The organism is Cobetia sp. QF-1, from assembly GCF_002213105.1.
Lineage (GTDB): Bacteria > Pseudomonadota > Gammaproteobacteria > Pseudomonadales > Halomonadaceae > Cobetia > Cobetia crustatorum.
Genome location: NZ_NBVS01000012.1, coordinates 1 through 21,412, shown reverse-complemented (window position 1 = coordinate 21,412; position 21,412 = coordinate 1). Strand labels below are relative to the sequence as shown.

Annotated in this window: 14 protein-coding genes, 4 tRNA genes and 1 rRNA gene; all 19 read right to left on the bottom strand. The window is 56.5% G+C overall.

The window, feature by feature from the left end:
• Positions 1 to 16: 16 nt before the first annotated feature.
• Positions 17 to 2,134: an elongation factor G gene (fusA, locus tag CFN46_RS16105; RefSeq protein WP_088744157.1), complete on the bottom strand. Its 2,118-nt coding sequence runs from the start codon at positions 2,132 to 2,134 to the stop codon at positions 17 to 19.
• A gap of 18 nt (positions 2,135 to 2,152) precedes the next feature.
• Entirely contained in the window at positions 2,153 to 2,623 is a 471-nt protein-coding gene (gene rpsG, locus CFN46_RS16100; protein ID WP_024950648.1) for a 30S ribosomal protein S7, read from the bottom strand.
• 101 nt (positions 2,624 to 2,724) lie between these two features.
• Positions 2,725 to 3,099 (bottom strand): 30S ribosomal protein S12, encoded by a 375-nt coding sequence (gene rpsL, locus CFN46_RS16095; RefSeq protein ID WP_024950647.1) that lies wholly within the window; start codon positions 3,097 to 3,099, stop codon positions 2,725 to 2,727.
• Between the two features lie 138 nt (positions 3,100 to 3,237).
• Positions 3,238 to 7,479: a DNA-directed RNA polymerase subunit beta' gene (gene rpoC, locus CFN46_RS16090; RefSeq protein ID WP_088744156.1), complete on the bottom strand. Its 4,242-nt coding sequence runs from the start codon at positions 7,477 to 7,479 to the stop codon at positions 3,238 to 3,240.
• Positions 7,480 to 7,566: 87 nt separating this feature from the next.
• Complete coding sequence (gene rpoB, locus CFN46_RS16085) at positions 7,567 to 11,643, bottom strand: DNA-directed RNA polymerase subunit beta (RefSeq protein WP_024950646.1); 4,077 nt, start codon at positions 11,641 to 11,643, stop codon at positions 7,567 to 7,569.
• 205 nt (positions 11,644 to 11,848) lie between these two features.
• Positions 11,849 to 12,214, bottom strand: coding sequence for a 50S ribosomal protein L7/L12 (gene rplL, locus CFN46_RS16080; RefSeq protein ID WP_088744155.1), 366 nt, complete (start codon positions 12,212 to 12,214; stop codon positions 11,849 to 11,851).
• Positions 12,215 to 12,306: 92 nt separating this feature from the next.
• The gene (rplJ, locus tag CFN46_RS16075; RefSeq protein WP_088744154.1) at positions 12,307 to 12,816 is read right to left on the bottom strand and encodes a 50S ribosomal protein L10; all 510 of its coding nucleotides are present in this window, start codon (positions 12,814 to 12,816) and stop codon (positions 12,307 to 12,309) included.
• 261 nt (positions 12,817 to 13,077) lie between these two features.
• A complete protein-coding gene (gene rplA / locus CFN46_RS16070) occupies positions 13,078 to 13,770 on the bottom strand; it encodes a 50S ribosomal protein L1 (RefSeq protein WP_024950644.1) in 693 nt (230 codons plus the stop codon).
• A 2-nt stretch (positions 13,771 to 13,772) separates the two neighbouring features.
• Positions 13,773 to 14,204, bottom strand: a complete 432-nt coding sequence (gene rplK, locus CFN46_RS16065; protein WP_024950643.1) for a 50S ribosomal protein L11 — start codon at positions 14,202 to 14,204, stop codon at positions 13,773 to 13,775.
• Positions 14,205 to 14,321: 117 nt separating this feature from the next.
• Complete coding sequence (nusG, locus tag CFN46_RS16060) at positions 14,322 to 14,855, bottom strand: transcription termination/antitermination protein NusG (protein ID WP_024950642.1); 534 nt, start codon at positions 14,853 to 14,855, stop codon at positions 14,322 to 14,324.
• Positions 14,856 to 14,865: 10 nt separating this feature from the next.
• Positions 14,866 to 15,234: a preprotein translocase subunit SecE gene (secE, locus tag CFN46_RS16055; protein ID WP_024950641.1), complete on the bottom strand. Its 369-nt coding sequence runs from the start codon at positions 15,232 to 15,234 to the stop codon at positions 14,866 to 14,868.
• Between the two features lie 77 nt (positions 15,235 to 15,311).
• Positions 15,312 to 15,387 (bottom strand) — tRNA-Trp (locus tag CFN46_RS16050).
• Between the two features lie 164 nt (positions 15,388 to 15,551).
• Positions 15,552 to 15,626, bottom strand: a tRNA-Thr gene (locus tag CFN46_RS16045).
• 35 nt (positions 15,627 to 15,661) lie between these two features.
• A tRNA-Gly gene (locus CFN46_RS16040) sits at positions 15,662 to 15,735 on the bottom strand.
• A 46-nt stretch (positions 15,736 to 15,781) separates the two neighbouring features.
• Positions 15,782 to 15,865 (bottom strand) — tRNA-Tyr (locus tag CFN46_RS16035).
• A gap of 109 nt (positions 15,866 to 15,974) precedes the next feature.
• Complete coding sequence (locus CFN46_RS16030; protein WP_088744153.1) at positions 15,975 to 16,814, bottom strand: type III pantothenate kinase; 840 nt, start codon at positions 16,812 to 16,814, stop codon at positions 15,975 to 15,977.
• Positions 16,811 to 17,791, bottom strand: coding sequence for a biotin--[acetyl-CoA-carboxylase] ligase (locus tag CFN46_RS16025; RefSeq protein ID WP_024950640.1), 981 nt, complete (start codon positions 17,789 to 17,791; stop codon positions 16,811 to 16,813). Before CFN46_RS16025 ends, CFN46_RS16030 begins: the two co-directional genes overlap by 4 nt.
• A gap of 87 nt (positions 17,792 to 17,878) precedes the next feature.
• Positions 17,879 to 20,272, bottom strand: a complete 2,394-nt coding sequence (locus CFN46_RS16020) for a DUF2339 domain-containing protein (protein ID WP_176426511.1) — start codon at positions 20,270 to 20,272, stop codon at positions 17,879 to 17,881.
• Positions 20,273 to 21,078: 806 nt separating this feature from the next.
• Positions 21,079 to 21,194 (bottom strand): 5S ribosomal RNA (gene rrf, locus CFN46_RS16015).
• Positions 21,195 to 21,412: the final 218 nt, after the last annotated feature.

The following is a 21,412-nucleotide window of genomic DNA, read 5'->3' as shown; positions in this document are numbered from 1 at the left end:
TTCGTTAGCTAATCGGTTACTTCTGATTGATGACGGCTTCGACGATGCTGTTCGGCGCTTCGTCGTATTTCGCAAACTCCATAGAGTAGCTTGCGCGGCCCTGGGTCTGTGAGCGCAGATCGGTCGCATAACCGAACATCTCACCCAGAGGCACCAGTGCATTGATGATCTTACCAGTGGAAGAGTCATCCATGCCCTGAACGAGACCACGACGACGGTTCAGATCGCCCATGACGTCACCCATGAAATCTTCAGGTGTGACGACTTCGACTTTCATGAGCGGCTCAAGCAGCACGGCACCGGCTTTCGGGGCACCAGCCTTGATTGCCATGGAAGAGGCAACCTTGAACGCAGTCTCGTTAGAGTCGACGTCGTGGTAGGAACCATCGAACAGCGTTACCTTGACGTCAATCATCGGATAGCCGGCGATGACACCATTCTTGAGCTGCTCAGCGGCGCCCTTCTCGACGGCAGGTACGTATTCCTTCGGAACCGCACCACCGACGACCTCGGACACGAACTTGAAGGTCATCTCTTCGTCATCGCCCTTGTCCTCTGCAGTCAGAGGCTCAATGCGAAGCCAGACATGACCAAACTGCCCACGGCCACCTGACTGACGAACAAACTTACCTTCTTGCTCGACCTTGCTACGGATGGTTTCACGGTAAGCCACCTGCGGCTTGCCGATGTTCGCTTCGACATTGAACTCGCGACGCATACGGTCGACGAGGATGTCCAAGTGAAGCTCACCCATACCGGAGATAATCGTCTGACCTGACTCTTCGTCAGTTTCGACGCGGAATGACGGATCTTCCTGGGCCAACTTACCCAGTGCAACACCCATCTTTTCCTGGTCAGCCTTGGACTTCGGCTCAACAGCAACGGAAATCACCGGCTCCGGGAATTCCATGCGCTCAAGGATGATCTTGTTGTCCGGATCACATAGGGTATCCCCAGTGGTCACGTCCTTCAGACCGATGCACGCCGCGATATCGCCAGCGTACACTTCCTTGATCTCCTCGCGAGAGTTAGCGTGCATCTGGACGATACGACCAACACGCTCCTTCTTGCTCTTAACGGAGTTGAAGACACCGTCGCCAGACTTCAGCACGCCAGAATAGATGCGAATGAAGGTCAGAGTACCCACGAACGGATCGGTGGCAATCTTGAACGCCAGGGCCGCGAACGGCGCGCTGTCGTCTGCTTCACGCGTCTCGATGGTGCCGTCTTTATCGTCAAGCTCACCTTCGATGGCCTTGACTTCAAGCGGAGACGGCATGTATTCGATGACCGCATCCAGAACTGCTTGAACACCCTTGTTCTTGAAAGCAGAACCACAGGTCACGAGGCAGATTTCATTGGCCAGAGTACGCTGACGCAGCGCAGCTTTGACTTCTTCCTCGGACAGTTCGCCTTCTTCAAGGTACTTGTCCATCAGCTCTTCAGACGCTTCAGCAGCAGCCTCGAGCATATGCTCACGCCATTCGGCAGCTGTTTCTTGCAGCTCAGCCGGAATGTCGATCAGCTCGTGGTTCATGCCGTGGTTAGCTTCGTCCCAGACGATCGCCTTCATCTTGAGAAGGTCGATGACGCCTTTGAACTCTTCTTCTGCGCCCCAGTTGATCTGGATCGGCACAGCGTTAGCACCCAGACGCTTGCGCACCTGGTCAACAACCATGAAGAAGTCTGCGCCAGCACGGTCCATCTTGTTGACGAAGATCAGACGCGGCACTTCGTAACGGTTAGCCTGGCGCCAGACAGTTTCTGTCTGAGGCTGGACACCGGAAGAAGCACACAGCACAACAACCGCGCCATCGAGAACACGCAGTGAACGCTCGACTTCGACCGTGAAGTCAACGTGCCCCGGAGTATCGATGATATTGATACGGTGCTCGTCGAACTGCTTGTTCATGCCCTGCCAGAAGCAGGTGGTCGCCGCGGAGGTGATCGTGATGCCACGTTCCTGTTCCTGCTCCATCCAGTCCATGGTGGCTGCGCCATCGTGGACTTCGCCGACCTTGTGAGACAGGCCAGTGTAGAACAAGACACGCTCGGTAGTAGTCGTCTTACCGGCGTCAACGTGAGCCACGATACCGATATTGCGGTAACGCTTAAGTGGAGTCTTGCGTGCCACGGTGAGTATCCCCGTTGTTTAGAAGCGGTAGTGGGAGAAGGCCTTGTTGGCTTCCGCCATGCGATGCACGTCTTCACGCTTCTTCACAGCAGAACCCTTGCCTTCAGCGGCATCCAGGATCTCACCAGAGAGACGCTGCACCATGGTCTTTTCGCCGCGCTTACGCGCAGCGTCCACCAGCCAGCGCATGGCAAGCGCGTGACGGCGGGACGGGCGAACTTCCACGGGCACCTGATAAGTTGCACCACCGACACGACGGGACTTCACCTCAACCATCGGCTGGATGGCTTCCAGCGCCTTGTCGAAGAGATCCAGCGGATCTTCATTGGAGCGTTCGGCAACGCGATCGAGGGCACCGTAAACAATGCGCTCTGCAACAGACTTCTTGCCGCTGAACATCAGGTGGTTCATGAACTTGGCCAGGCGCTCGCTTCCGAACTTAGGATCCGGGAGGATTTCGCGCTTAGCTGCTACACGTCTTCTAGGCATGATAAGCCCTCAGTAGAAGGGTCCTTCAGGTAAACCCGGGATGCTTCGCGATATACGCAACGCCCGACCTTACTCTTATCAGACCGATATTAAACTTTGATTTAGACTTTCGGGCGCTTGGCGCCGTACTTGGAACGACCCTGCTTACGACCTTGGACGCCAGAGGTATCCAGTGCACCACGAACTGTGTGGTAACGGACACCCGGCAAATCCTTCACACGACCGCCACGGATCAGAACAACAGAGTGCTCTTGAAGGTTGTGACCTTCACCGCCGATGTACGAAGTGACTTCGAAACCATTGGTCAGACGAACACGGCAAACCTTACGGAGTGCGGAGTTCGGCTTCTTCGGGGTAGTAGTGTATACGCGAGTACACACGCCACGCTTTTGCGGACATGCCTGCAGCGCAGGGACGTCACTTTTCGTGACCTGACGCTTGCGCGGCTTGCGCACGAGCTGGTTAACGGTTGCCATTTGCTTGCTCCAATGGGTTGTACTGCCTTCCAACAGCAAGACAGAATTCACCTGTCCTACTGTTAAAGGCTGCATATTCTAGGGCTTGGGCCACAAGGGCGTCAACCCCGCCGCCAGAGACGACGGGGTTGCAAGACCTCAGAGGTCGTCGTCGTCCGCGTCGAGCGCGGTGAGCTGGGCACCCAGCTCCTGCTCAACGTCCTGTGCCGACGGGGCCGGTGCGAGTGGCAGGCCATCACGACGGCGGCGACGCTCATCATGATAAGCCAGGCCAGTACCCGCCGGAATCAGGCGACCGACCACGACGTTCTCCTTCAGACCACGGAGATAATCGCGCTTGCCGGTAACAGCCGCTTCGGTCAGAACTCGCGTGGTTTCCTGGAAGGATGCCGCGGAGATGAACGATTCGGTTGCCAGGCTCGCCTTGGTGATACCGAGCAGGATGCGGTCGAACTTGGCCAAGAACTTGCCATCAGCCTCGAGACGCAAATTTTGTTCAACGACACGGGCGTATTCCACCTGGTCGCCGGTGATGAAGGTGGAATCACCAGAGTCAGTAATCTCTACCTTACGCAGCATCTGACGCACGATAACTTCAATGTGCTTATCATTGATGCCAACGCCCTGAAGGCGATAAACCTCCTGGACCTCAGTAGTGATGTACTTGGTCATTTCCGCAACACCGAGCAGGCGCAGAATATCGTGTGCATTACTCGGGCCATCGGAGATAACTTCCCCCTTCTCGACCGTCTCCCCTTCAAAGACGCTGATTTGGCGCCATTTCGGGATCAACAACTCGAACGGATCACCTTCAGTCGGGGTGATGGTCAGACGACGCTTGCCTTTGGTTTCCTTGCCGAAGGTCACAGTACCGGAGATTTCGGCAAGAATAGCCGGTTCCTTCGGACGACGTGCTTCGAACAGGTCGGCAACGCGCGGCAGACCACCGGTGATGTCCTTGTTACTAGTCGCTTCCATCGGAATACGTGCGATAACGTCACCGACGCCGACAGTCGCTCCATTCTCGGCGGAAACAACAGCATTACCCGGCAGCAGGTACTGGACCGGCGTATTGGAGCCCGGCAGAGTCACGTGCTGACCACTGTCATCCACCAGCATGATCATCGGACGCTTATCACGAGCCGCGGACGGGCGTGAGGCGCTTTCGATGATCTCGATGAAGGACAAGCCTGTCATCTCATCGGTGGTGCGGTTGATGGTCTGACCATCCTCCATATCAGTGAACTGCACCTGACCCGCGACTTCCGCGACAATCGGGTGGGTGTGCGGATCCCACTTAGCAACAGACTGACCGGATGCAACCGGGTCGCCATCACGTATGGACAGTTCAGCACCATACGGAAGCTTATAGAACTCACGCTCACGACCGTGATCATCTGCCACAGCCAAGGCGCTGGAACGCGAAACGACAATCAACTTGCCATCAGCACGCTCGACCGACTTGATGTTATGCAGACGCACCTTGCCGCCATGCTTGACCTGAACACTATCCACGGCAGAGGCCCGCGATGCGGCACCACCGATGTGGAAGGTACGCATAGTCAGCTGGGTACCCGGCTCACCAATGGACTGTGCCGCGATGACGCCGATGGCTTCACCGACATTGACCTGATGGCCACGTGCCAGATCACGTCCATAACAGGACGAACAGACACCGTGCACAGTTTCACAGCCGATGGTAGTACGCACGATGATCTCGTCGACACCCATGGTATCGAGCTGTGCACACCAAGCTTCATCCAGCAACGTACCGCGAGCGATCAACACATCGTCAGAGGTCGGATCAATCACGTCCTGCGCCACGACACGACCCAGCACACGCTGAGACAGCGGGACGATGATGTCGCCACCTTCGATGACCGGGTGCAGAATCAAGCCTTCCTGGGTGCCGCAATCGACTTCGGTGATGACCAGATCCTGGGCAACATCGACCAGACGACGCGTCAGGTAACCAGAGTTGGCGGTCTTCAGAGCCGTATCCGCCAGACCCTTACGGGCACCGTGAGTCGAGATGAAGTACTGGAGTACGTTCAAACCTTCACGGAAGTTAGCGGTGATCGGCGTCTCGATGATCGAGCCATCCGGCTTAGCCATCAAGCCACGCATACCGGCCAGCTGACGGATCTGAGCAGCAGAACCACGCGCACCGGAGTCAGCCATGATGAAGACGCTGTTGAAGGAGTCCTGCTCCAACGGCTTACCATCTTCACCGTAGACAACTTCGCCCTTCCAGTTGATGACGGTCTCTTTCGAAATACCCGCCATCATCTCTTTGGCAACGCGGTCGTTGGCACGCGCCCAGATATCGATGACCTTGTTATATTTCTCACCCGCGGTCACAAGACCGGAGGAGAACTGGTTCTCGATTTCTTTCACTTCATCTTCGGCTGCGTCGATGATGACCTTCTTCGCGTCCGGAATAACGAAATCGTTGACACCGATAGAGGCGCCAGACCACGTTGCAAGACGGAAACCGGTGTACATCAGCTGATCAGCAAAGATGACGGTGTCCTTCAGACCCACGCGACGATATGCCTCGTTGATCAATCCGGAGATGGCCTTCTTCTTCATCACCTGGTTGATCAGCTCGAACGGCATACCCTTCGGCAGGATGCGGAACAGCAGCGCCCGACCGACGGTAGTGTCATGCAGGGAGACCTTCTCGTACAGCTCACCGGACTCTTCATCCTTGAGCGTTTCGGTCAGACGTACCTTGACCATCGCGTGCAGGTGAGCGTTATGGGTGCCAAAGGCACGCTCCACTTCACCCAGATTCGCGAAGGCCATGCCTTCACCTTTGGCACCGATCTTCTCGCGGGTCATGTAGTACAGACCCAGCACGACGTCCTGAGACGGCACGATGATCGGCTCGCCGTTGGCCGGCGACAGCACGTTGTTGGTCGACATCATCAGCGCGCGCGATTCCAGCTGGGCTTCCAGCGTCAGCGGCACGTGAACAGCCATCTGGTCACCATCAAAGTCAGCGTTGTACGCAGCGCAGACTAGCGGGTGAAGCTGGATGGCCTTGCCTTCGATCAGCAACGGCTCGAACGCCTGGATACCCAAACGGTGCAAAGTCGGGGCACGGTTCAACAACACCGGGTGCTCACGGATGACATCGGCGAGGAAATCCCAGACTTCCGGGGCTTCGCGCTCGACCATCTTCTTGGCAGCCTTGATGGTGCTGGCATGACCAGACGCTTGCAGCTTGGCGTAGATGAACGGCTTGAACAGTTCAAGTGCCATCTTCTTCGGCAGACCACACTGGTGCAGACGAAGTGTCGGGCCCACGGTAATAACAGAACGACCAGAGTAGTCGACGCGCTTACCCAACAGGTTCTGACGGAAACGACCCTGCTTACCCTTGATCATGTCGGCCAGCGACTTCAGCGGACGCTTGTTGGAACCGGTGATGGCACGACCGCGACGACCGTTGTCGAGCAATGCATCCACGGATTCCTGCAGCATGCGCTTCTCGTTGCGCACGATGATATCCGGCGCATTGAGATCAAGCAGACGCTTGAGACGGTTGTTACGGTTGATCACACGACGATACAGATCGTTCAGATCCGAGGTCGCGAAACGGCCGCCGTCCAGCGGTACCAACGGACGCAAGTCCGGCGGCAGCACTGGCAACACTTCCATGATCATCCAACCCGGCTTGTTGCCGGAATAGTAAAAGGCTTCCAGCAGCTTGAGGCGCTTGGAAAGCTTCTTGATCTTGGTCTCGGAGTTGGTCTGCGGGATCTCTTCACGCAGACGCTCGACCTCTTCTTCCAGCTCGATGTCTTCAAGCAGCGCCTTGATAGCTTCGGCGCCCATGCGGGCATCGAAGTCATCACCAAATTCTTCCAGCGCTTCGAAGTACTGCTCATCGTTGAGCAGATGACCCTTTTCAAGAGTCGTCATGCCCGGATCGATGACCACGAAGCTTTCGAAATACAGTACGCGCTCGATATCACGCAATGTCATATCGAGCAGCATGCCGATACGAGACGGCAGTGATTTCAGGAACCAGATATGCGCGACCGGGCTCGCCAGTTCGATGTGAGCCATACGCTCACGACGAACAGCCGCCTTGGTCACTTCTACGCCACACTTTTCACAGATGATGCCACGATGCTTCATCCGCTTGTACTTGCCACACAGGCACTCATAGTCCTTTACCGGACCAAAGATCTTGGCACAGAAAAGACCATCACGTTCCGGCTTGAATGTCCGGTAATTGATGGTTTCAGGCTTTTTCACTTCACCAAAAGACCACGAGCGAATCATGTCCGGTGACGCTAGCGTAATCTTGATAGCGTCGAATTCTTCGGACTGCGCCTGTGATTTGAGAACTTTCACCAAATCTTTCATGGGTCGCTCCGCTGCGGAGTTGTCATGGGCAAAGCCTGGCTGCTGACACCAGGCTTTGCGGACCGTCAAACTTGTGGCTTTTCGGCGTCAGCCTTCCAGCTCCATGTCGATACCCAGCGAGCGGATTTCCTTCACCAGCACGTTGAAGGATTCGGGCATGCCCGCTTGCATAGTGTGATCGCCATCTACGATGCTCTTGTACATCTTGGTACGGCCTTCCACATCATCGGACTTGACCGTGAGCATCTCCTGGAGGGTGTAGGCAGCGCCATACGCCTCGAGGGCCCAGACCTCCATCTCACCGAAGCGCTGACCACCAAACTGCGCCTTACCACCCAGCGGTTGCTGTGTGACGAGGGAGTAGGAGCCGGTAGAACGCGCATGCATCTTGTCATCCACCAGGTGGTTGAGCTTGAGCATGTACATGTAACCGACGGTCACCTTGCGATCGAACTTCTCGCCGGTGCGGCCATCGTAGAGGTCCATCTGACCGGAATCCGGGATGCCAGCCAGCGTGAGCAGCTGCTTGATCTCATGCTCCTTGGCACCATCGAAGACCGGCGTTGCCATCGGCACACCCTTCTTCAGATTATGGGCCATGGAGATGATTTCATCATCGCTGAGCACAGACAGGTCTTCCTGACGGCCACCGACAGTGTTGTACACCTTGTCGAGGAACTCGCGGATCTGCTTGACCTGCTCGGCACGCTCCTCGCGCAGCATGTGCTCGATCTTCACACCAAGACCACGCGCGGCCATGCCGAGGTGAGTCTCGAGGATCTGACCGACGTTCATGCGCGACGGTACACCCAGCGGGTTCAGAACCACATCAACCGACTCGCCAGAATCATCAAACGGCATGTCTTCTACCGGCATGATGGCGGAGATGACACCCTTGTTACCGTGACGGCCAGCCATTTTATCGCCCGGCTGGATACGACGCTTCACGGCAACGTATACCTTGACGATCTTGAGTACGCCTGGTGCCAGGTCATCACCCTGAGTGAGCTTGCGCTTCTTGTCTTCAAAGCGCTCATCCATCTCGCGACGACGAATCTCAAGCTGCTCATCGGACTGAGCCAGCAGCTCGTTGAGTGCTTCATCCTGCAGACGCAGTTTGAACCACTCTTGACGCGGCAGTGACTCAAGATAGTCATCAGTCAGCACGTCGCCCTTCTTGAGCTTCGGACCACCGTTGACGGCCTGGCCCATCAAGTTGCGCTGCATACGCTCGAAGGTCGCCTCTTCCGCAATGCGGTAGGTTTCCTGCAGATCCTTGCGGACCTCAGCGAGCTGCATCTGCTCAATAGACAGTGCACGCGCATCTTTCTCGACGCCATCACGGGTGAAGACCTGAACGTCAATGACGGTGGCCTTCATGCCGGTAGGAGCACGCAGAGAGGTGTCTTTGACGTCAGACGCCTTCTCACCAAAGATGGCACGTAGAAGCTTCTCTTCCGGCGTCAGCTGGGTCTCACCCTTCGGCGTGACCTTGCCGACCAGGATGTCGCCCGGGTTCAGCTCGGCACCGATGTAGACAACACCAGACTCATCCAGCTTGGAGAGTGCAGATTCGCCGACATTCGGAATATCGGAAGTGATTTCCTCCGGCCCGAGCTTGGTGTCACGTGCGACACAGGTCAGTTCCTGGATGTGGATCGTGGTGAAGCGATCTTCCTGCACCACACGCTCCGAGAACAGGATGGAATCCTCGAAGTTGAAGCCGTTCCAGGGCATGAACGCCAGACGCATGTTCTGACCGAGTGCCAGATCGCCCATGTCGACGGACGGACCGTCGGCCAGGATGTCGCCAATGGCGACTTCATCACCCGGACGAACGATCGGACGCTGGTTCTGACAGGTGTTCTGGTTAGAACGTACGTACTTGGTCAGGTTGTAGATATCAACGCCAGCTTCACCGCCGATGATTTCTTCTTCCCGCACACGTACCACGATGCGCTTGGCATCGACAGAGTCGATGAGGCCGCCACGACGTGCCACGGCACAGACGCCGGAGTCACGCGCCACGAAGCGCTCCATGCCAGTACCGACGAGCGGCTTATCAGCACGCAGTGTCGGAACGGCCTGACGCTGCATGTTCGCACCCATCAGGGCACGGTTAGCATCATCGTGCTCGAGGAACGGGATCAGCGCAGCTGCGACAGAAACAACCTGACGCGGCGATACATCCATCATGGTCACCTTTTCGGGCGCCATGAAGGTGGTCTCACCACGGTGACGCACCTGAACCAGGGCATCTACCAGACGATTATTCTCGTCGACGGTCGCCGAGGCCTGAGCGATGATGAAATCGCCCTCCTCGATCGCGGACAGATCGACAACATCGTCGGTGACCTGACAATCCACGACCTTGCGGTACGGCGTCTCAAGGAAGCCATAACTGTTGGTCTTGGAGTAGGTCGCCAGCGAGTTGATCAGACCGATGTTCGGGCCTTCAGGTGTCTCGATCGGGCACAGGCGGCCGTAGTGAGTAGCGTGAACGTCACGCACTTCGAAGCCGGCACGCTCACGGGTCAAACCACCCGGGCCAAGTGCCGAGACACGACGCTTGTGCGTCACTTCGGACAGCGGGTTGTTCTGATCCATGAACTGGGAGAGCTGGCTGGAACCGAAGAATTCCTTCACCGCTGCCGCAACCGGCTTGGCGTTGATGAGATCCTGTGGCATCAGGCCTTCGCTCTCGGCCATGGAGAGACGCTCCTTGACCGCACGCTCGACGCGCACCAGACCGACACGGAACTGGTTTTCCGCCATTTCGCCTACAGAGCGAATACGACGGTTGCCCAGGTGATCAATGTCATCGACATCGCCATTACCGTTACGGATGCTGATCAATTCCTGCATGACCGTCAGAATGTCATCCTGACCCAGCACACCGCTACCAGTGTCGGTTTCACGACGCAGGCGACGGTTGAACTTCATACGACCAACGCCCGACAAGTCGTAGCGGTCTTCGTTGAAGAACAGGTTCTGGAACAGTGACTCTGCAGCGTCCTTGGTGGGCGGCTCGCCCGGACGCATCATGCGGTAAATCTCGACCAGAGCTTCAAGCTGATTACGCGTACCATCCAGCTTCAGCGTGTCGGAAACAAACGGTCCGCAATCCAGATCATTGGTGTAGATAACCTCGAACTGGGTGATCTTGGCCTGAGCCATTTTCTCCAACAATTCCGGGGTAATCTCGCTATTGCTTTCGCATACCAACTCACCCGTGGCCGAATCAATCTGATCCTTGGCCAACACCTTGCCATACAGATAGTCCATCGGCACTTCGAGTTGCTTGAGGCCGGACGCTTCTATCTGACGGATGTGCTTCTGGGTGATACGACGACCTTCCTCCACGATCACACTGCCATCGGTATCCTTGATATCGAAGGCTGCAGTCTCGCCACGTAGACGCGACGGCACCAGCTCAACGGAGAAACCGCTGCGCTCGATGTTGTACATCGTAGTATCGAAGAAGGCACCGAGGATCTCTTCGCTGGTCATGCCCATGGCACGCAACAACACGGAGGCCGGCAGCTTACGACGACGGTCAATACGGACGTAGACGTTGTCCTTCGGATCAAACTCGAAGTCCAACCAGGAACCGCGGTAAGGAATCACACGTGCCGAATACAGCAGCTTGCCGGAGGAGTGGCTCTTGCCCTTGTCATGGTCGAAGAACACACCCGGCGAGCGGTGAAGCTGAGACACGATGACACGTTCAGTACCATTGATAACGAAGGTACCGTTCTCTGTCATCAGGGGGATTTCCCCCATGTAGACTTCCTGCTCCTTGATGTCCTTGATCGCCTTGTTTGACGATTCTTTGTCATAGATCATCAGGCGCACTTTCACGCGCAGCGGTGCAGAGTAGGTTACTCCGCGCAGCTGACATTCCTTGACGTCGAACGCCGGCGTACCGAAACGGTAGCTGACATACTCGAGCGCTGCGTTGCCAGAGAAGCTGGCAATCGGGAACACGGACTTGAAGGCAGCGTGAAGGCCGACTTCCAGGCGCTGTTCTGGCGCCCTGTCCTGCTGGAGAAAGTCGTGGTAGGAATCAAGCTGGATGGCCAGCAGGTAAGGCACATCCATCACTTGGGGCAGTTTGCCAAAATCCTTGCGGATGCGTTTTTTCTCAGTGTATGAGTAAGCCATCTGTATTCCCCAGCTTGTTCACCTTGGGTGACCGATGCGTGGTCGGCTCATCCTGATGGCGCGGCGATGTCCATCAGGCGCGGACGGCAAGCCTCCCTTGCGGGCTGGCTCGCCGTCATAATTCATCTTGCAACAGAAAAAGGCTGGCGGCGGAGTCCGCCACCAGCCTGGAAGCTTACGCAGCGTGCGCAGCTTGGAACACGTGTTACTTGAGTTCCACGGTCGCGCCAGCTTCTTCCAATTTCGTCTTAGCAGCTTCAGCTTCGTCTTTGCTCAGGGCTTCTTTCACAGTAGCCGGAGCGCCGTCGACAGTTGCCTTGGCTTCTTTCAGACCCAGACCGGTCAGCTCACGAACAGCCTTGATGACGTTAACTTTCTTGTCACCAGCAGCGGTCAGAATGAGGTCGAATTCAGTCTGCTCTTCAACAACTTCAGCAGCAGCCGGGCCAGCAGCGACAGCGGCAGCGGCAGAAACGCCGAATTTCTCTTCCATTGCTTCGATCAGCTCAGCCACTTCCATGACGGTCATGTCAGCGACGGCGTTGATGATGTCTTCTTTGGTCAGTGCCATTTTAGCAATCCTAAACTTTGCGGAGCAAAGATGCTCAGTCAAACGGAAATCGATTCAGGCTGCACGAGACAGCGAGGAGGGAGAAGCGCAGCTTACGCAGCGGCTTCGGCTTCCTGCTTCTGATCGCGCAGTGCTGCGATAGTACGGACCAGCTTGCCTGCAGAAGCTTCCTTCATGACAGACAGCAGCTTGGACAGTGCTTCATCGCGAGTCGGCAGAGATGCCAGACGGTCAATGTTCGCCGCCGGGATGAACTCGCCTTCGTAGGCTAATGCCTTGACTTCGAATGCCTCGACCTTCTTGGCAAATTCCTTGAACAAACGAGCGCCAGCGCCCGGGTGTTCCATGGAGAATGCAAGCAGGGTCGGGCCGACGAAGGACTCATTCAGCACCTCATAAGAGGTACCGGACAGCGCACGACGAGCTAGCGTGTTGCGAACAACACGTAGCTGGACGCCCGCTTCGCGGCACTGTTTACGCAATTCGGTCATTGCGCCAACAGTAACACCACGAGAGTCGGCAGCGACTACGGAGAGAGCACCCTTGGCGGTTTCGGTGACCTCAGCAACAATTGCCTTCTTGTCTTCGAGACCTAAAGCCACGGTGTTGACTCCATTTCGTGCCAGGGAACGAATTCCCTAGTGGTTTACCATCTCTCTCACCTGTGGTGCGCGGGAGAGTCTTGGATGATGGTTGCCACCAGCAAGGCTGGGACACCATCTGCGCAGGCTACGAGTAATGCAAGCATCACATCACGATTAAGCCAGCCTAGATACCGAAGTAACGAGACCAGCGCCTGCGGTCTTTGACGGCGCCCCGCGGCTGAGCACGGGGACCGCAAAGTGAAACATTCTGTGACTGCCTTACGCGTACTTGGCGTGATCGACGGTCAGACCCGGGCCCATAGTGCTGGACAGGGAAATCTTCTTCAGGTAGATACCCTTGGAAGTGCTCGGCTTGAGCTTCTTGACTTCGGCGACCAATGCATCAATGTTACCCTGAATAGAGTCAGCACTGAAGTCAGTCTTGCCGATACCAGCATGAATGATGCCGTTTTTATCGGTACGGAAGCGAACCTGACCTGCTTTGGCATTCTTGACGGCAGTTGCAACGTCCGGCGTCACAGTACCAACTTTCGGGTTCGGCATCAGACCGCGCGGACCAAGAATCTGACCCAGCTGACCGACGACGCGCATGGCATCCGGAGAAGCGATGACGACGTCAAAGTCCATCACGCCTTTCTTGACCTGCTCGGCGAGGTCATCCATGCCGACGATATCTGCACCAGCTGCCTTCGCTGCTTCAGCGTTAGCGCCTTGAGTGAAGACCGCGACGCGCACATCGTTACCAGTGCCGTTGGGCATAACGGTAGCACCGCGAACAACCTGATCAGATTTACGCGGATCAACACCCAGATTCAAAGCGACTTCGATGGTCTCTTTGAACTTGACGGTAGATAGCTCGGACAGCAGAGCGACAGCTTCTTCAACGCTGTAGACCTTGCCAGCTTCAACTTTCTCGTTGATTGCCTGGGTGCGCTTTGAAATTTTAGCCATGATCAAAGACCCTCCACGTTCAGGCCCATACTACGGGCAGTACCAGCGATAGTACGAACAGCAGCATCCAGATTGGAAGCTGTCAGGTCCGGCTCTTTGGTGGCCGCAATCTCTTCCAGCTGAGCGCGGGTCACAGTACCGACCTTCTTCTTGTTCGGCTCGCCAGAACCAGACTTGATGCCAGCTGCTTTCAGCAACAGGACGGCCGCAGGCGGCGTCTTGGTGACGAAAGTGAAGCTGCGATCAGAATACACAGTGATGACCACAGGAGTCGGAAGACCGACTTCGATGTTCTGGGTAGCGGCATTGAACGCTTTACAGAACTCCATGATGTTGACACCGTGCTGACCGAGGGCAGGACCTACGGGCGGACTCGGATTTGCTTTACCGGCTGCAACCTGCAGCTTGATGTAAGCATTAACTTTCTTAGCCATGATAAGACTCCAGTATGGGTGGTAGCGCCTTGCGGCTCCCCGTAAAACCGGGCCGCCTCAGGCGACCCGTCATGTTGCCGCGATGCTCATACTCAGCAAGATGTCATAATCCGAAGATTAATCTTTCTCTACCTGAGAAAACTCGAGCTCCACCGGCGTAGCACGCCCAAAGATCAGCACACTGACCTGCAGACGGCTCTTCTCGTAATTCACCTCTTCGACGACGCCGTTGAAGTCCGCGAACGGACCATCGGTGACACGAACAGTCTCGCCCGGCTCGAAGAGCGTCTTCGGCCGCGGCTTATCGGTACCATCCTGCACACGCTGCAGCATGGCATCCGCTTCTTTCTGGGTGATCGCTGCCGGCTTTTCCGGAGTGCCACCGATGAAACCCATGACGCGCGGGGTTTCGTTCACCATGTGCCAGGACTGATCATTCATTTCCATTTCGATCAGCACATAGCCCGGGTAGAACTTGCGCTCGCTCTTGCGGCGCTTGCCGTCACGCATTTCGACGATTTCTTCTACAGGTACCAGGATCTCACCGAAATGATCTTCCATGGCATAAAGCTTCACTCGCTCAGTAAGCGAACGCAGCACCTGCTTTTCGAAACCGGAATAGGCGTGTATGACATACCAACGCTTGGACATGGAAACTCCGTTAACTGACGATGCCGGACATCAGCCAGCCGAGGGTGGTATCGATGAGCCATAGCAACAGGCCCACGATAAGCACGGCACCCAGCACGATGGCAGTTGTCTGGACAGTTTCCTGTCGGGTCGGCCAAACGACGCGCTGGATCTCACGGCGCGCACTACTTGCCAGCTCAACAACATCACGGCCCTTGTTGGTCGTGATAGCCAAAGCGGTCGCTGCAACGCCAAGCACGACGACGCCAAGCACGCGATAAAGCAGCGCTTGGTCAGCAAAATAGGCGTTGCCGGCGACAGCCAGCACAAGAAGAATGACGACGACCGACCACTTGAATCCGTCGTGGCGCGCTTCCTGCACCTCGGCGTTCTGTTTCATCAAAAGAGACTCCTCAAGGGTGCAGCGATCGCTAGAATCGAGAATCGGTAAGAAGTCGATACCATCCTGGGGAAGGATGGCAGGCCAGGAGGGAATCGAACCCCCAACCTGCGGTTTTGGAGACCGCTGCTCTGCCAATTGAGCTACTGGCCTGTAACACTTGCGTGTTCCAGAGACTAAAAACAAGGCTGATTTAACAGCGGGCGCCATCATAGCTGAGACAACCCAAACTGACAAGCCTTATCTTTGACCGCGACCTGGGAGGTCGTCGGAAACAAAAAAGACGAGCCAACCAGCGACTCGCCTTCTTCATTGTATGGAGCTCGTGGGCGGATTTGAACCGCCGACCTCACCCTTACCAAGGGTGTGCTCTACCCCTGAGCTACACGAGCAAAACCTTGCATCACTCTCGCACTGCGAGATGAACTGGAGCGGGCAGCGGGAATCGAACCCGCGTCATCAGCTTGGAAGGCTGAGGTTCTACCATTAAACTATGCCCGCTTTCCAACTCTTGCTGCCCTGATGCACGAAGCATCATAAGCGAATCTGGTGGTGGGGGAAGGATTCGAACCTTCGAAGCTTTCGCGGCAGATTTACAGTCTGCTCCCTTTGGCCACTCGGGAACCCCACCATCTCTGGCGACAAATCTTACGTCGCTTGCAATACGCTGTCAAGTGCTTGATTTTCTTTCACTTCAAGCGCTTGAGGGAATGTATCGCCTCAGAACGGGGCGTAGTATGTCAAAGCATTTGGGTCAGTGCAAGTCCCGAGCGAATTTTTTCCAAGTCTGCTACGCGTGGCAATTCTGGCGCACCGGAAAGGCGGCCCGCACGCTCGGCAGCCGTCAATGGGTATAGCGCCTCGAGCCCTGCATAGACCATATCCGGCCATAAAGCGTGCGGGACACGCAGGCCGCGCGCAACCACTCGCGCATCGCCTCCTGTCAACAGTAGCGGCAAGGCTACGCCCTCACGGTCGCAAACTTCAGCATACAACCGATTAACCGCACTGACCGCAGCCATATAGATGCCATGATTGACAGCTTCGACGGTGTTGCGGCCGGGCGCCAATAAGCTGTCGACCTCGCTATCAGGGTCGATGGCGACATTGCGCGTTCCCAGCTTGAGACTTTCTTTCATCAGGCGCAGTCCTGGGATGATGTAGCCACCAAGGTGACGCCCACCCGGCAGGACGAAGTCCACTGTGATGGCACTTCCACAGTCGACACTGCAACAGCCTCCCGTCAGATGGTGCCCAGCCAGCGCCCCAAGCCAACGATCAACTCCAAGACGTTGAGGCTCTTCGTAGCCGCAGGTAACTCCGAGTGCTTCACGCGTAGAACGAGCAACATGCACTGCCCCCACTTGATTACGTAACAAGGTCACTGTCTCGTCCAACACTTGCTTACGCGCCACGCTGGAAATGCGCACTGCCGTGACGACGTCCAGATCGGGAATATCCTCCCCTGGACGCCACTCTTCACGGGTCCATACTGCGCCGCGTGAGCGGATCTCGCTGGAGACAGTGTCCTTGAGACGCCACTTGGACAAGGTGTTGCCGATATCAAGATCCAGAATCATGAGACAGCGCGCAGACTGATCTCGCCACCGGCGAGTGTGATGGTTTCGCCATTCATGCGCACCTCGAGATTTCCGTTGATATCCACACCTTCAGCGATGGCTTCCTCCCGCTTGTCGCCTCGCAAAATCACCACATCGCGCCCCTTGAACGCATTGCGCTCATTCCAGCGCTGCTGCCAGGCAGAAAACCCTTCAGCTTCGAACTCAGGCAACAGGGCCAGCAGCGACTCCATCAGGCGAGCCGCATAAGCGTTGCGTGAAGCCCCCGGGATGATGTCACGTACCGCCGTGACCGATTGCCCGATATCCTCGCGATGACTCGCCGGCAACTCGATGTTCAACCCGATACCAATCACTACATCACAAGGACCCGAAACATCCCCGGTCACTTCGACCAGAATGCCGGCAATCTTGGGCTGATCCTTCTGAATCTGCAAAAGAACATCATTTGGCCACTTTAAGCGCGCCGGCAAACCGTCGCTCTCCAGCATTTCAGCGACTACCACACCGATGGCCAAGCTCAACCCTTCCAGAGAGGAGGCGCCCGATTCAAAACGCCAACCCAGCGAAAAGACCAGACTGCGCCCCCAAGGGGTCTGCCACTCGCGCCCGCGACGGCCTCGCCCAGCAGACTGAACTTCCGCAAGACAGACTTCAGCGTGGCCCGCTCCCTGACGAAACCGCTCACGCAGGAAGGTATTGGTGGACTCTACCGACTCCTCGACGAACAGACGCGTCAGACGTTTACGCGTTTCTCGCGGCAGCGCTTCGATAATGGACTGTCCATCCAGCAGCTCAATAGGGTGCGCGAGACGATAACCGAGCCCCTTGACGGCTTCGAGCGGGATATCAAGTGCTTCCAGCTTTTTCAGCTGTTTCCAGACCGCCGTACGCGACACCCCGAGCTCTTCGCCCAGGGCCTCTCCAGAGTGGTAACCACCATCTCCAAGTAGGCGAATGAGATCACGGATAGTCATGCGAGGCGTGTCCCTGTGTAAAAGGCCACATTCTATCGGATTCAGAGGCTTGCAAGCCAAGAACAACGACCAAAGTTGCCTGACAATTCATGAATTCTTGCCTTTACCACTTCCCCCCGCTCCTGCGAGACGCTTGAATAGGCCCGCTAACAGCATCAATGCCGTACCCAGACCAAGCCACGACCCTGCCCGCCATAACCCTTCAAGGGTCGCGGTATCCCATATCCCTACCTTGATGACAGCTAGAATCAGTACACCTTGCCCTACCCGCTGCCAATGTAACTGCTGCAACCTGGCACCACTCATTACAAGCGCCGCGGCGACACACAACAACGTCAAGCTATAGGCATAAAGCTCTGCCGGTACGACGCCGTACCATAGCCCAAGCTCTCCTCCGTGCCAGTAGTGGCGTAAATTCAAGCCAAGCCACAAGCTAGCGGAGAGCAGGCCCATCCCTTCGCACAAACGTCGTGAACGAGCCTCTTGCGGTATAAGACGCCATACGAGTGCCGCCGATACTGCCGGCAGCCCATAAGCAGGCAGCAACCAATTCAGCAGCGGCCAGCGGCCAACGTCACCGTCATGCCACAACGGATTGAACATCATGATGACACCGCCCAGCCATATGAGCACCACCAAACCACCGACACCAAGTGCAAGCGCACGATACAGACGGGCACCGGCACCCACGCCACGAGCACGCCATGTATAGCCTGCCGCCACACCTGCGAGCGCTAGTACCTGCAAGGAAAGCTCCGGTAGCGACAACTCACCACTGAAAGGATGCCCCTCCGTCAGCAGGTAACGAATCTCCAATACCGCCGTGGCAAGCATGAGCTGGACGACGACTCCTTCCAGCCAGCGCTGGATACGCGGGCGATGACGCATGCCGTAACTGGCAAGGGTGACGCACAGCAATACCGGCAGGAAGATCTGCAGGGGCCAGTGCGCGACACCAACATAGCCATCCGTAGCGACCTCATACATCAAACGCAGCACCAGCCCCCAGGCCAGCAACCTCGACAACTCGGCGAACAATGAACGCCCTGCATTAACCTCACTCTGCTGGCTCCGCCACCAGCGCCACTCACAGGCTGTCAATCCAAGCAGCTGCAATGCCAACGCCAGTGTTAGTGACGGGCCTTCCAGTCCGGTCACCAGTGACAGGAAAATACCAAACTGGGCCGGCAGCCAAAGCCCTGCGGCAAGCTGCACCCCCTCCTTGGCATGAAAGCGATTAGCGCCTACCCAGCAGATAAGCCCCCAGATCAGCGGCGGCAGTGCTCCATTGAGCAGTATTTCATGCCCTGCTTGCTCAGTACTTCCGGGGGTTGCTCCCTGCCAAGTCGCCAGCGCCCATGCCAACAGTGGCGTTAGTGTAGCCAGTGCCCACCAGCAGGCCCCCATTAAGCGAAGGTGTACTGCACTAGTGGCGCTCGCCAGCTTCAGCCGCGCCAGGATCAGTAGCGTCAGGGTTATCAGTAGCGGCCAGCCGATGGCTTCGATACCGCTCGTCGGCGACAGCGCAAGAGCCCAGACCAGCAACCAGAGCACAACATTGATCAAGAGCATGGACCACAACACCGCGTGTCGGCGAGATACCCCGGCAATAACCAGCATCGGAAGCACTCCGATCATGCCCCAGCTCATGTCATTGATGACGATACCCGGCACATCACCCGCCAAGCTGCTTGCCCCAATGGACTGAATCCATAGGCTCAAGGCAGTGGTAACACCAAGCAGGGCACCGGCGAGCCATTGGCGGCGTAGCGCTGTACTGACCTGCCATGGGCACCAAGCTTCCTCACGGGTCATCACTTCTTCCTGCTGCTCCGCTTGGAGAGATAACGTGCTTTTCCACGAATGCAGATATGCGAGTGCCAGCACACCCAGCCACACGCTGCCCAACATGCGTGTTTCAAACACCCCCAGATCTGCTGGGTTCAACATGAACCACCATGCCACCGCACCCATCAATCCTCCCCAATACAGCCAGCTTACCGCGACCTGCTGATAGAGGAGTCGGCATGCCAGGGCAATCACACCAACATGACCAAGCAACAACAAATTTCCTGAATTCCCCAACATTGCCTGAACAGGCAAGGCTAGCGGCAACGCATAACCTCCCAGCATGCCAAGAGCTGCTAACCACGGACCATGATGGCGGGCTCGCTCCATCGTCCAAAGGCTGAGCGTGGCAAGCACAAAGAAGGTCATCGGCAACGAGATCAACGCCAAAAGATAGTGACCGGCAAGCAAGCTGGCAGCCATGACCAAGCTACCGGCAGCGCTGATAGCCCCTGTCAGACTGGATGACTGATTCGTTCGGAGCCGGAGCCATTCGGCGAGTACTGTCATGATCACCCCGAAGCCCAGACCAAGCACCAGCCGCACTCCAGGTCCCAGCAGACCCTGGTCAAGGGAATAGCCCACCAACAATACGCCAGCCATCACTAGCGATAGTGCACCTATCAATATCATCCAGTGCTCGCGCACTAATGTGATGAGTCGAGCAGTGTAGCTATACGCGCCACCTCGATCTGACTTGTAACCTTCAGTATTATCTGGATTCTGCTCAGCACGGACAGCAGCTCCGGAAGCCCCATACAACAAACGCTTCAGCAGAGCATTGAAGGGAGAATTTTCTGCAGCAGGACGAGGTGAATCAATTCTTCCACCAGCAGCTTCCTGCGGGGAAGCCCTGTCATTACCTAAGGTGCGATCACTCTCATTCGATACTGTCGTGGATAACCCAGATACCGGCGAGGCTAATGGTGATGGAGCTGACTCTGCTGACTGAGAGCGCCCTGACTTATCCACACCTGGTAATGCGCCCCTGCTGTGCATAACAGAGTGTGTCGAGCGTGAGAGCTTTCCCTCCACCTGACGGAGACGGCGCTCCAACCCCCTGACTCTCAGCATGCTGAGCCAGCCCATGAGCGCGCCACTCAGTACAAACAGTACCAATACGGCGCCTATTACCATTAACTCGTCCATTGCCTGCCCTGTCATCGGGGTATCATTGCACGAAGAGTACGCCATTTCCTCGAGCGACTCATGCCAAGTCCGACAACCAGCCCTCACAGTGCTGTAAACAAAAACCAGTCCCCATAAACGCAAACCGCCCCTATCGCAGTGGCGACAGGGGCGGTGTATCACGAAAGCATTCAGGTGCACTCGCGTTCAGTATTCTTGCTCGGCCTGGCGTGTTCCTGCGCACTGACTTTTTCTGCGCACAAAGAGAACCGCCCCTGCAGCAAGGCTACAGGGGCGGGTTCAGTATAGGTGCCTGACGATGACCTACTCTCGCATGGAGAAACTCCACACTACCATCGGCGCTAAGCGGTTTCACTTCCGAGTTCGGCATGGGATCGGGTGGTTCACGCTCGCTATGGTCGTCAGGCGAAACGGTGGTGCATTGCTGCACCTGAGTCTCAAGGCTTGTGGGCCTCGCGACTCGCAATATGAATCATGCTGACCGATATGTCGGTCCGACCACACTTGCGTGTGTCGCAATCCCGGCGTTTGCCTGCGCAAACCCCTTGGGTGTTATATGGTCAAGCCTCACGGGCAATTAGTACTGGTTAGCTCAACACATTGCTGTGCTTCCACACCCAGCCT

Excerpts from the sequence above, each read along its gene's own strand:
- rplA (WP_024950644.1), bottom strand. The coding sequence starts at position 13,770 with ATGGCTAAAATTTCAAAGCGCACCCAGGCAATCAACGAGAAAGTTGAA.
- rpsL (WP_024950647.1), bottom strand. The coding sequence starts at position 3,099 with ATGGCAACCGTTAACCAGCTCGTGCGCAAGCCGCGCAAGCGTCAGGTC.
- CFN46_RS16020 (WP_176426511.1), bottom strand. The coding sequence starts at position 20,272 with ATGATATTGATAGGTGCACTATCGCTAGTGATGGCTGGCGTATTGTTG.
- rplK (WP_024950643.1), bottom strand. The coding sequence starts at position 14,204 with ATGGCTAAGAAAGTTAATGCTTACATCAAGCTGCAGGTTGCAGCCGGT.
- rpoC (WP_088744156.1), bottom strand. The coding sequence starts at position 7,479 with ATGAAAGATTTGGTGAAAGTTCTCAAATCACAGGCGCAGTCCGAAGAA.
- CFN46_RS16030 (WP_088744153.1), bottom strand. The coding sequence starts at position 16,814 with ATGATTCTGGATCTTGATATCGGCAACACCTTGTCCAAGTGGCGTCTC.
- CFN46_RS16025 (WP_024950640.1), bottom strand. The coding sequence starts at position 17,791 with ATGACTATCCGTGATCTCATTCGCCTACTTGGAGATGGTGGTTACCAC.
- rpoB (WP_024950646.1), bottom strand. The coding sequence starts at position 11,643 with ATGGCTTACTCATACACTGAGAAAAAACGCATCCGCAAGGATTTTGGC.
- rplL (WP_088744155.1), bottom strand. The coding sequence starts at position 12,214 with ATGGCACTGACCAAAGAAGACATCATCAACGCCGTCGCTGACATGACC.
- secE (WP_024950641.1), bottom strand. The coding sequence starts at position 15,234 with ATGAAACAGAACGCCGAGGTGCAGGAAGCGCGCCACGACGGATTCAAG.
- rpsG (WP_024950648.1), bottom strand. The coding sequence starts at position 2,623 with ATGCCTAGAAGACGTGTAGCAGCTAAGCGCGAAATCCTCCCGGATCCT.
- nusG (WP_024950642.1), bottom strand. The coding sequence starts at position 14,855 with ATGTCCAAGCGTTGGTATGTCATACACGCCTATTCCGGTTTCGAAAAG.